The sequence below is a fragment of the Lysinibacillus sp. PWR01 genome (assembly GCF_043359455.1).
GTDB lineage: Bacteria > Bacillota > Bacilli > Bacillales_A > Planococcaceae > Lysinibacillus > Lysinibacillus fusiformis_F.
The window spans coordinates 274,337-286,872 of the sequence record NZ_JBHERJ010000047.1; the positions used below are offsets into that span (position 1 = coordinate 274,337).

Sequence of the window (12,536 nt, forward strand, 5' to 3'; positions counted from 1 at the left end):
TAGAACGCCAGAGCTGATGGATAATTACGCCTATCTTCATATAATTAAGTCGAAACCTCGACATTTGAGGCGCAAACCTTGTAGGAAGTATCAACTATTCAGTATAATAATAAAATGGGAATTCAAGTGCATGGATTTCGTTTGAAAGGAGTTACCTGATTGCGATGAATGAGGAACAACGCTTAGCTAATCAACAAGTCAATCAACCAAAAAAAGAAGACAAGCCTGAAAAGGATTATAGTAAATATTTTGAGAGGGTCTTTACAGCTCCATCCTTAAAAGATGCTAAAAAACGTGGGAAAGAAGATGTGAAGTATCATAAGGATTTTAGCATTGCAGAAGAGTTCGCAGGAATGGGCAAAGATCGCACCTTCTATATTCGTACTTATGGCTGCCAAATGAATGAGCATGACACAGAAGTAATGGCCGGGATTTTTATGCAGCTAGGCTACACACCAACAGAGGTGATTGAAGAGGCTGACGTTGTCTTGCTAAATACATGTGCTATTCGTGAAAATGCAGAAAACAAAGTATTTGGAGAACTTGGTTTCCTGCTGAAATATAAACGAAAAAACCCTGAGATGCTAATAGGGGTTTGTGGCTGTATGTCGCAAGAGGAATCTGTGGTTAATAAAATTTTAAGAAGCTACCCACATGTTGATATGGTGTTTGGTACACACAATATTCACCGTCTGCCAAACATTTTAAAAGAAGCCTACATGTCAAAAGAAATGGTCATAGAGGTTTGGTCTAAAGAAGGCGATGTCATTGAAAATCTGCCGAAGAAACGTCTTGGCTCCATTAAGGCTTGGGTTAATATTATGTATGGTTGCGATAAATTCTGTACGTATTGTATCGTTCCATATACACGTGGTAAAGAGCGCAGTCGCCGACCAGAGGAAATCATTGCTGAAGTTCGTGAGCTAGCGGCAGCGGGCTACAAAGAGATTATGTTATTGGGGCAAAATGTCAACGCTTACGGTAAAGATTTTGAGGATATTGATTATCGTCTTGGCGATTTAATGGATGAATTAAGAAAGATCGATATTCCGCGGATTCGATTTACAACGAGTCATCCACGTGACTTTGATGACCATTTAATCGAAGTTCTTGCAAAGCGTGGCAACTTAGTGGAGCATATCCATTTACCAGTACAATCGGGCTCGAATGACGTGCTAAAAATTATGGCGCGTAAATACACACGCGAGCATTTCCTTGGTTTAGTGGATAGAATTAAAGCGGCAATACCTGAAGTAACCTTAACAACAGATATTATCGTTGGCTATCCGAATGAAACAGAGGAACAGTTTGAGGAAACATTGTCCTTATACCGTGAAGTTGGCTTTGACGCAGCCTTTACGTATATTTATTCGCCGCGTGAAGGTACACCAGCTGCAAAAATGATTGACAATGTACCTGAAGAGGTGAAAAAAGAGCGTCTTCAACGTTTAAATGAAGTGGTGGGTGAATACTCTCGCAAAGCATTAGAGCGTTTAAATGGTCAGGTTGTCGAAGTATTAGTTGAAGGCACAAGTAAACGACGCGACGATGTGTTAGCGGGCTATACGAGGAAAAATCGTTTAGTTAACTTCAAAGCACCAGCAGAAGTAATTGGTCAATTAGTGAAAGTAAAAATAACAGAGACTACATCCTATTCACTTACTGGTGAATTTGTGGAAGTCGTAAAAAATGAAAAGGTGGAAGCATAAATGACACAAGTCTTATATACAAAAGAAGATTTAATTAAAAAATCACATGAAATTGCACATATGATTGCAAATACGCCAGAGGTTGAATTTTTCAAAAAGGCAGAAGCGCAAATTAACGAAAATCAACAAGTACGTGAACGTATTGCAAGCTTAAAAAGCTTACAAAAACAAGCGGTTAATTTCCAACACCTAGGGAAAGAAAAAGCATTAAAAATGATTGAAGATAAAATTGCTAAAATCGAGGAAGAAATTAATGCCATCCCAGTTGTGCAACAATTTAAAGAATCACAAGGCGATGTGAATGATTTATTGCAACTTGTTTCAAATACGATCGCAAATAATGTTACAAATGAAATTATTCGCTCAACTGGTGGCGATGTTCTTCGTGGTGAAACGGGTTCATACGTAGAAAATAGTCAACCAGGTAGCTGCTCTTAACAGATTATAGAAATCAAAGCTCGAATGCTGTCATTCGAGCTTTTTTTACGTCTTCTTCTATTGAAGCATTCAGCTGCTATAATAGACCTCTCATCGAAAAGTTTTAAATGATCCATTTCATTCTCTAAAAATATATGTTCACCCAATGGGCGCTACCTGCATATGATGGAGTGAAAAGAGTCGAAGGAGGAATTGCGCTGAAACGTTTACGACAAATCGTGACGAAAGCAGTAGTTGCCAAAGGGAAGAAGAGAACGGAAGAACGTGTAACATTATCACCAACAAATAAACCGACAAGTATTTTAGGGTGCTGGGTAATCAATCACACTTGCTCTGCAAAAAGAGTCGGGAAATTTGTAGAAGTAACAGGGAAATTTGATGTCAATGTTTGGTATGCCTATAGTAATCATTCGAAAACAGCTGTGTTTTCTGAAACGATTCACTATAAAGACAAAGTGAAGCTTCACTATCGAGACGGTGAAATTAGCGTTGGTGATGATGTTCGTGTACGTGTGATACAAGAACCAAATTGTATTGAAGCGATTATCTCTCCATGTGGTACAAAGTTTGAAATTGTAGTGGAACGTGAAGTAGTTGTTGAGGTAATGGGTGAAACAACAATTTGTATTAGTGTCCATCCACTAGACTATGAAGAAGATTGGAGCCTTAATGATGAAAGTTCATCTTCATCCTCATCAAGCTCTAGTTCTAGCTCCTCTTCAAGTCCTGAAGGAGAAGGCAGGTATGTGTTAGAGTCTTCATCGTTTCCTGATGAACGACCAAGATAAGTCTAAAAAACATCATTTTTTGATACATGCGAAATGCTAGCATCTTAAAAAAGGTGAATAAAGCGTTTCGCATGTATCTTTTGTTATAATAAATATATCTATAAGGCAAGAGCGAGGTAAATAGTGATATGACAACATATACACCAATGATGCAACAGTATCTACAGGTAAAGGAAGATTACAAAGATGCCTTTTTATTTTTTAGATTAGGTGACTTTTATGAAATGTTTTTTGAGGACGCAATCAATGCCTCACAAATTTTAGAAATTACATTAACAAGCCGAGATGCAGGCGCAAAAGAGCGAATACCAATGTGCGGTGTGCCGCATCATTCGGCTAAAAATTATATTGAAACACTTGTGCAAAAAGGCTATAAAGTGGCTATTTGTGAACAAACTGAAGATCCAAAGCAAGCAAAAGGTGTGGTCAAACGTGAAGTTGTTCAGCTTATCACACCAGGAACAATTATGGAAGGGAAGGCTCTTGATGGTAAATCTAATCATTTTATTGGAGCGGCAGAGCAATTAGATGACACAACATTTGGCTATGCTTATTTAGATTTATCCACAGGTGAAGCCGTAGCGTCTTCTATTGAAGGCGATGGAAAAGCCTTATTAATGCAAATGCAGGCTTACGGAATTCGAGAACTGATTGTAACGGATAGTTTGCAGCTATTATTAGCAGAGCATGCCGTCAATGCTGGGATCGTACTTTCAATTGAAGTGAATGAAATGCCAATGGACAAAGCAGCAAGTTATCTAGAAGCTGTACCACAACCGTTACAAATTGCGTGTCTTCGATTGTTAGCTTATATTGACCAAACACAAATGAGATCTTTATCACATATTCAGGCATTCACGTTTAATGAAATTAAAAATTATTTACGCATTGATTCTAGCTCAAAGCGCAATTTAGAGCTGATTCAATCGATTCGAGGTGGCGATCAAAAAGGTACACTCTTATGGCTATTAGATGACACGGTGACAGCGATGGGTGGACGGAAATTAAAGCAATGGCTACACCAACCGCTTGCCACACGTTCAGCAATCGAGGCTAGACTAGCGATTGTTACGGATTTATTGGAAGAATATTTTGTACGAACAGAGCTTCAAGCATCCTTAAAACAAGTATATGATTTAGAGCGTTTGGCTGGTCGTGTTGCTTTTGGCAATGTGGGTGGACGAGATTTAGCCCAATTGCGTGATTCTTTACGCCAAGTGCCAACTATTCAACAGCAGTTGGTGGGGTCAAATAAAGAAACATTACAGCAATTAGGTGCGGAACTTGATACATGCTCAGATGTCGAGGCATTATTAGCAAAAGCGATTACAGATAATCCCCCTATTACCATTAAAGAAGGGGATGTTATCCGTGACGGCTATAATGAACGCTTAGACGAACTTCGCTATGCCGCTCGTAATGGTAAGGATTGGATTGCCCAACTTGAACAAGAAGAGCGTGTGAAAACGGGTATTAAAAATTTAAAAATAGGCTATAATCGCATTTTTGGTTACTATATAGAAATTACAAAATCAAATATTCATTTAGCAGATTTAACACGCTATGAGCGAAAACAAACACTGGCGAATGCGGAACGCTATATTACACAGGAACTAAAAGAAAAAGAAGCATTGATTTTAAATGCTGAAGAAGAAAGCTTAACATTAGAGTACAACCTGTTTGTAGAAATTCGTGATGTATTAAAAACTTATATTCCGCGTGTCCAAGCACTAGCAGCAAACATTAGTGAATTGGATGTCTTATTAAGCTTTGCAAGCGTCTCAGAAAAATATCGATTTACGAAACCAGAATTTCATGGTGGACGTGCCCTTAAAATTATAGAAGGACGCCATCCTGTCGTTGAAAAAATGCTGAACAAGCAAATGTATGTACCAAACGATTGTGTGCTAGAAGAGCAGAACAATATGATGCTTATTACAGGGCCGAATATGTCTGGTAAAAGTACTTATATGCGTCAAGTAGCATTAATTGTTGTGATGGCTCAAATGGGCTGCTATGTACCTGCTGAAAAAGCGAAGCTACCAATTACCGATCAAATTTTTACTCGGATTGGGGCGGCTGATGATTTAGCGGCAGGACAATCTACATTTATGGTGGAGATGCTTGAATCGCAACATGCTATTATGCATGCAACAAAAAATAGCTTAATGCTATTTGATGAAATTGGACGTGGAACATCGACCTATGATGGTATGAGCTTGGCACAATCGATGATGGAATATATTCATGACAAAATAGGAGCCAATACGTTATTTTCTACGCACTATCATGAATTGACAGCACTTGAAAAGGATTTGCCACGCTTACAAAATGTGCATGTTTCAGCCACTGAAAAAAATGGTACGGTCGTTTTCCTGCATAAGGTGAAAAAAGGAGCGGCTGATAAATCCTATGGTATACATGTGGCACAGCTTGCTCAATTACCTGAGGAAATTTTAGCTAGAGCACGTGTATTACTTGAGAACTTTGAGGCAGGGAAAGAAGTAGTTGCCGAAACACAGGTGATAGCTGAACAACCAATACAGATGTCTTTATTTACAGAGGACGAACCGATTTCCCCAGCCGGGACAAAGGTGCTAAAGAAATTAGAAAAGGTAAATATTCTAGGTACTTCACCGATGCAGGCAATGAATATTTTATATGAGCTACAGCAAGAGCTAGTGAACGCTAAAAAATAAAGGAGTGATACGTTAGTGGGAAACATACAAATTATGGACGAATGGCTATCCAATAAAATCGCAGCAGGAGAGGTAGTAGAAAGGCCAGCTTCTGTTGTCAAAGAGCTAGTGGAAAATGCTATTGATGCTGGGAGTACGTCCATTGATGTTTTTTTACTAGAAGCAGGTCTCACTTCTATTCAAGTAATAGATAATGGTAGCGGTATGGATGAACAGGATGCTCTAATGTCATTCTCTCGTCATGCTACTAGTAAAATTCATCAGGAACATGATTTATTTCGTATTCGAACACTTGGCTTCCGTGGTGAGGCGTTAGCATCCATAGCCTCTGTTTCTAAAATGACATTGATTACATCAAATGGTGAATCTGGAACACATTTAGAACTTGAAGGTGGACATATCCTCACTCATAAACCTGGTCCGTTACGTAAAGGGACTGATTTAACAGTCTCCCAGCTATTCTTTAATACACCTGCCCGTTTAAAATATATGAAAACCATTCAAACCGAACTAGGGCATACAATAGACCTGATGAATCGCCTCGCACTTGGTAATCCACAAATAGCATTCAGATTATTGCATAATGGTCAACAACTACTGCAAACAAATGGCCGAGGAGATGTACAACAAGTGCTAGCAGCTATTTATGGAATACATAATGCGAAGAAAATGGTGTCATTCCAAGGCGAGTCACATGATTATCGAATTTCTGGCTTTGTATCCTTACCGGAGGTAACACGTGCTTCTAAAAATTATATGTCTCTATTTGTTAATGGTCGTTGGGTCAAGCATTATTTAGTACAAAAGGCCATTGTAGATGCTTACCATACGTATTTACCTATCGAGCGCTTCCCAATAGTTGTTCTATATATAGAGGGTGATCCTTACTTAACAGACGTGAATGTGCATCCTGCAAAACATCAAATTCGTTTAAGTAAAGAGGCTGAGCTTTTAAAGTTAATAGAGGAAACCATTCGTGAAACAATACGCAAAATTATTCGAGTCCCACAAATGGAAAAGAAAGAAAAAATAGTTAAACCAGCTACTGAGCAATTAAACATTTGGAAGCCTGCTCCGAAGATTGATGTGGAGAAAATGAATGCCATCGTAGAAAAATTATATGATGTCCAAACCATTCAAGAAAACAATCTTGAACAGATAGTTGAGCCTAAGCCTATTTCTACGGTTAGAGAGGAAAGTTGGCAGCCTACACCACAAATAGAGGCTGAAACAATTGATGAAGTAACAATAGCCGTACAGTCGGAAATATTAGAAGAGATGCCTACGAAGGAACCCTTTCCTGAACTCGAAGTAGTGGGACAAATCCATGGCACATACATTGTCGCACAAATGGAGGATGGTTTTTATTTAATTGATCAGCATGCTGCTCAGGAACGTATTAAATATGAATTCTTCCGTGAAAAAGTCGGTCAAGTTAATCCTCATGAACGTCAGGCATTATTGTTACCACTAACATTCCATTATGCAGCAGATGAAGCTCTGATCTTACGAGAACACAGGCATGAATTAGAAGCTGTAGGCGTATTTTTAGAGGAATTTGGACAGTCATCTTTTGTTGTACGTGAGCATCCGAGTTGGTTCCCACAAGGGGAGGAACAGGAAATCATTGAGGATTTAATTGAACAGGTGTTGACAACTAAAAAGGCCGATATCAAAAAACTACGTGAGGCAGCCGCAATTATGATGAGCTGTAAAAAATCAATCAAAGCCAATCATTATTTAACAAAAGAGCAAATGGAAACATTGCTACGAGATTTACGCAATGCAGATAATCCATTTACATGCCCACACGGACGTCCAGTGCTTATTCACTTTACATCATATGAAGTGGAAAAAATGTTTAAACGGGTTATGTAAGGGAGAGGGGGAAAATGGATGGGTGAATTTATTTTAGCGATTGATCAAGGAACGACAAGTTCAAGAGCCATTTTATTTGATAAAAAAGGTCAAATTGTTCATGTAGCACAAAAAGAATTTCAACAAATTTTTCCAAAGGCTGGCTGGGTAGAGCATAATGCCAATGAAATATGGGGTTCTATCTTGTCCGTTATTGCGGCGGTATTAACCGAAAGTGGCCATGAAGCAAGTGAGGTTCATGCGATCGGCATTACCAATCAGCGCGAAACAACAGTGGTGTGGGATAAACACACAGGTCAGCCGATTTACAATGCGATTGTCTGGCAATCACGCCAAACACAGGACATTGTGAATACCTTAAAAGAACAAGGACAGGAAGAACATTTTCAGCAAAAGACAGGGCTTCGCTTAGATGCTTATTTTTCAGCGACAAAAATTAAATGGATCTTAGATAATGTTGAAGGCGCTCGTGAAAAGGCAGACAATGGGAATTTATTATTTGGGACGATTGATACATGGCTTGTTTGGCGATTATCAAAGGGAAAGGCTCATGTGACCGATTACTCAAATGCAGCTCGAACAATGCTCTACAATATTCATGAATTGAAGTGGGATGAGGAACTTTGTGAGCTTTTAGCTATCCCAATGTCCATGCTTCCAGAAGTGAGAAATTCATCAGAAATATATACAGAAACGGCTCCAAGTATATTTTTTGGAGAAAAAATTCCGATAGCTGGAATTGCGGGTGATCAGCAAGCCGCACTTTTTGGACAAACTTGTTTTACCAAAGGAATGGCTAAAAACACGTATGGCACTGGCTGCTTTATGCTATTAAATACAGGAGAGCAGGCAGTGACATCGGAAAATGGTTTATTGACAACCATTGCGTGGGGAATTGATGGGACAGTGACCTATGCATTGGAAGGTAGTGTATTTGTAGCAGGGTCAGCTATTCAATGGCTACGCGATGGACTTAGGATGATTCGTACAGCAGAGGATTCTGAATCCTATGCTAGAAAAGTAGATCATACCGATGGGGTTTATGTTGTCCCTGCCTTTGTTGGACTCGGTACACCTTACTGGGATACAGATGCACGTGGCGCCATTTTCGGGTTAACACGTGGAACATCAAAAGAACATTTTATTCGAGCAACACTAGAATCATTAGCCTATCAAACGAAAGATGTACTAGATGCAATGGAAGAAGCAGCAGGTACTCCGATTGAAGTACTCCGTGTAGATGGTGGAGCTGTCAAAAATCAATTTTTAATGCAGTTCCAAAGTGATGTTTTACAGCTACAAGTAGAGCTAGCAAAACTGAATGAGTCAACAGCACTCGGTGCAGCCTATTTAGCGGGGCTGGCGACAAGCTTCTGGCCAAACCAAGAGGCTTTATCTGCATTATGGGTGAGTGGGGAAACCTATCAACCTCACATGGATGAAGAACAAGCCACAGCTCTGTATACAGGATGGCAGAAGGCTGTAGAGGCAACACGAATTTTTAAATCATAGCTATTGGGGGAGAAAGGTATGTTTTCATTTGAGCAGCGACCAAAAATTTTATATTATCTAGAGCACTATAGCTTTGACGTATTAGTCATTGGTGGTGGTATAACAGGTGCAGGAATTGCATTAGATGCCGCATCAAGAGGCCTTTCTGTCGCATTAATTGATATGCAGGATTTTTCAGCTGGTACGTCGAGCCGTTCAACCAAATTGATTCACGGTGGTCTACGTTATTTAAAGCAATTTGATGTAGGAGTTGTAGCCGAGGTAGGGCGAGAGCGTGAAATTGTTTATGATAATGCTGTACATGTCACAACGCCTGAAAAAATGCTATTACCTTTATATAAAAAGGGTTCACTCGGTCCCTTCACAACATCTATGGCATTAAAGGTCTATGACCGCTTGGCGGGCGTCAAAAAACATGAACGTAGAACGATGTTAAATGCTCAGGAAACCCTGGCATTAGAGCCTTTACTTAATCAAGATGGCTTAGTCGGCGGTGGCTATTATGTAGAATACCGTACAGATGATGCCCGTCTAACAATTGAAGTATTAAAAAAGGCTGTAGAATATGGAGCGCTTTGCCTCAACTATGCTGAAATGACGGAATTTATTTATGAAAAGAAAAAGCTTGTTGGCATTAAAGTGAGGGATCATGTGACGGGGAAAATGCTCAATGTCCATGCCGCCCAAATTGTGAATGCAACGGGTCCTTGGGTTGATGACGTACGACAAAAAGATAAAGTAGCAGATAACAAGCAATTACGTCTAACAAAGGGCGTTCATATTGTCCTCAAACAAAAGGATTTCCCGCTAAAGCAAGCTGTTTATTTTGATATTGCTGATGGTCGTATGGCCTTTGCCATTCCACGAGATGGCAAAACCTATGTAGGGACTACGGATACTGTCTATGAAGGTAATCCTGTACATCCAGTGGCAACACAGCAAGATGTGGATTATCTAATTGAGGCTGCTAAAAAGGTCTTTCCAACTGCTACTATCACAAGAGACACAATTGAATCCTCTTGGGCAGGCGTCCGACCTCTGATTTATGAAAAAGGTAAGGATCCATCAGAAATTTCAAGGAAAGATGAAATTTGGACAGCGCCAAGTGGTTTAATGACGATTGCGGGTGGTAAGCTTACGGGCTATCGCCAAATGGCTGAAACGATTGTGGATAAAATTGTGAAATCCCGTCGCTACAAGCATGCAAGTGCCTGTTTAACACGTGAGCTAGCACTTTCTGGTGCAAAGGGGATTAACGCTATTAATTTCCCTGACTATATTGCCTATAAAGCACGTGAAGGCGTACAATATGGCTTAAATTATGATGAAGCAAAGCATCTCGTACAAAAGTATGGCACGAATGTAGATGCCTTATTTGATCGGGTGAAATTTTTACATGAACATGGTAGTACAATGCCTCTTGCCTTACATGCGATGCTACTGTATGGCATTGAAGCCGAAATGGTCTATACACCAAGCGACTTCTTTATCCGTCGGACTGGTTTATTATACTTCGATATTGAAGCAGTAAAGCTTTATAAACAGCAAGTGATTCAGGTGATGCAACAACGCTTAAATTATACAGAGGAGCAAAAAAATAGATATATTGCTGAATTAGAGCAAGCCATTAACGATGCAACAAATTTTGTGAAAGAAGGGGAGTAAGGGATGGAGCGTTATATTCAAATGTCGGATGAACAATTTGTCTTCACGCGAACATTGGAGCCTTCAACGCCATGTATTGGACATATTCACATTTTGCATGGCATGGCAGAGCACAGCGGTCGCTATTTAACATTTGCGAAAACACTCAACGCAGCAGGCTATGTTGTGACGATGCACGATCACCGTGGGCATGGTGAAACGGCAGCATATAATGGGACATTGGGCTTTTTTGCTGAAGAAAACGGCTTTGAGCGTGTTGTAAAAGATGCTCATGAAGTGATTACACAACTTCACGTACCATACGCTAATGTACCATTAATTCTCTTTGGCCATAGTATGGGTTCTTTCATTACTAGACGCTATATTCAATTATACGGAGAGCAAGTAGATAATGTTATTCTCTGTGGCACTGGAAATGTGACAGCCTTGCATGCTGTAGGAAATCTAGTAGCCAAGGCTTTAGCAAAGGGACTAGGAAAAGAAACTGAAAGTAAGCTGTTAAATCAATTGAGCTTTGGTAGCTTTAATAAGCAATTTCCCAATCCGAAGACTGCCTATGATTGGTTATGTTCAGTACAACAAGAGGTGGAAAAGTATATCGATGATCCCTATTGTGGCTTTATTCCAACGAATCAATTTTTCGTGGATTTGACAACTGGCTTTGCCACACTAAATCGTAAAAAAGAATTAGCAAAAGTAAGAAAAGACCTCCCTATTCTCTTGATTAGTGGCAGTAAAGATCCGGTTGGTGAACAGGGGCTAGGCGTTTACAAAGTTGCTGAACAGTTAGCAGCGGTGGGTGTAGAGGATGTAACGGTTTATTTATTCGAGGATAAACGACATGAAATTTTAAATGAAGACAATCAAGAAGCGGTCTTTCAAGTTTTATTACGGTGGTTAGAAAAATATGATAGAAACTAAATTGCAGCAGGCAGAGGTCGTAGCAATAGTAGGACCGACTGCCTCAGGTAAAACGGCATTAAGCATTGAACTGGCAAAAAAATATCACGGTGAAGTCATTAATGGTGATTCCATGCAAGTTTATAAAGGGCTCGATATTGGGACAGCTAAAATTACCGAAGAAGAGATGGAGGGCGTTCCTCATCATTTACTTAGCTTTTTAGAGCCTACAGAATCTTTTTCGGTAGCAGATTATCAAAAATTAGTACGTGCGAAGATCGCGGAAATACAAGCTCGTCAAAAATTACCTATAATAGTAGGAGGCTCTGGCTTATATGTACAAGCTGTCCTCTATGATTTCCAATTTACTGATGAAAAAGTAGATGAAGAAGCACGAAAAGCCTACTATGAGGAATTAGCAAAGCTTGGCCCTGAGGCAATGCATGACAAACTAAAACAACTAGACCCTCAAACAGCGGAGACAATCCATCCAAACAATACACGTCGTGTTATTCGTGCATTAGAAATGCTGGAATTAAGCGGTGTATCAAAAGCAGCGGAAGCGCAAAATCGAGGGGAAGTACCCCTTTACGACCATGTTATTTTAGGGCTAGGTCAAAACATGTCCCGTGACGTGCTATATGACCGTATTAATCGTCGTGTTGATTTAATGGTGGAAAATGGTCTTCTGCAAGAGGTGAAGGGATTATGGCAGCAAAATATCCGTGGAGTGCAGTCTATACAAGCCATCGGGTATAAAGAATTATATGATTATTTAGATGGCAAATGTACCCTAGAGGAAGCCCTTGATAGCTTAAAACAAAATTCCCGTCGCTATGCAAAAAGACAGCTTACTTATTTCCGTAATAAAATGGATGTCCATTTTATTACGCCGGATGATCGATTATAAGAATAAAGAAAAATTTCTAAAAATTACTAATTGATAA

9 protein-coding genes are annotated in these 12,536 nt (G+C 39.6%); all 9 read left to right on the forward strand.

Translation table 11 applies throughout. The features are described from left to right. The first annotated feature begins 164 nt into the window (after window positions 1-164). Window positions 165-1,709 (forward strand): tRNA (N6-isopentenyl adenosine(37)-C2)-methylthiotransferase MiaB, encoded by a 1,545-nt coding sequence (gene miaB, locus ACEVFT_RS08730; protein WP_048391476.1) that lies wholly within the window; start codon window positions 165-167, stop codon window positions 1,707-1,709. Further along, window positions 1,710-2,147 carry a YlbF/YmcA family competence regulator gene (locus tag ACEVFT_RS08735; protein ID WP_048391473.1) on the forward strand — a complete coding sequence of 146 codons (438 nt, stop codon included), beginning with the start codon at window positions 1,710-1,712 and terminating at the stop codon, window positions 2,145-2,147. Between the two features lie 134 nt (window positions 2,148-2,281). Beyond that, a complete protein-coding gene (gene cotE / locus ACEVFT_RS08740; protein WP_175400709.1) occupies window positions 2,282-2,935 on the forward strand; it encodes an outer spore coat protein CotE in 654 nt (217 codons plus the stop codon). 128 nt (window positions 2,936-3,063) lie between these two features. Further along, window positions 3,064-5,634 carry a DNA mismatch repair protein MutS gene (gene mutS, locus ACEVFT_RS08745; RefSeq protein ID WP_393949252.1) on the forward strand — a complete coding sequence of 857 codons (2,571 nt, stop codon included), beginning with the start codon at window positions 3,064-3,066 and terminating at the stop codon, window positions 5,632-5,634. A gap of 15 nt (window positions 5,635-5,649) precedes the next feature. Beyond that, window positions 5,650-7,512, forward strand: coding sequence for a DNA mismatch repair endonuclease MutL (gene mutL, locus ACEVFT_RS08750; protein WP_393949254.1), 1,863 nt, complete (start codon window positions 5,650-5,652; stop codon window positions 7,510-7,512). 18 nt (window positions 7,513-7,530) lie between these two features. Beyond that, window positions 7,531-9,024 (forward strand): glycerol kinase GlpK, encoded by a 1,494-nt coding sequence (glpK, locus tag ACEVFT_RS08755; protein WP_393949255.1) that lies wholly within the window; start codon window positions 7,531-7,533, stop codon window positions 9,022-9,024. An 18-nt stretch (window positions 9,025-9,042) separates the two neighbouring features. After that, window positions 9,043-10,689: a glycerol-3-phosphate dehydrogenase/oxidase gene (locus ACEVFT_RS08760; RefSeq protein WP_112117525.1), complete on the forward strand. Its 1,647-nt coding sequence runs from the start codon at window positions 9,043-9,045 to the stop codon at window positions 10,687-10,689. Between the two features lie 3 nt (window positions 10,690-10,692). After that, complete coding sequence (locus tag ACEVFT_RS08765) at window positions 10,693-11,610, forward strand: alpha/beta fold hydrolase (RefSeq protein ID WP_393949257.1); 918 nt, start codon at window positions 10,693-10,695, stop codon at window positions 11,608-11,610. After that, complete coding sequence (gene miaA, locus ACEVFT_RS08770; protein ID WP_269898898.1) at window positions 11,597-12,499, forward strand: tRNA (adenosine(37)-N6)-dimethylallyltransferase MiaA; 903 nt, start codon at window positions 11,597-11,599, stop codon at window positions 12,497-12,499. Before ACEVFT_RS08765 ends, miaA begins: the two co-directional genes overlap by 14 nt. Window positions 12,500-12,536: the final 37 nt, after the last annotated feature.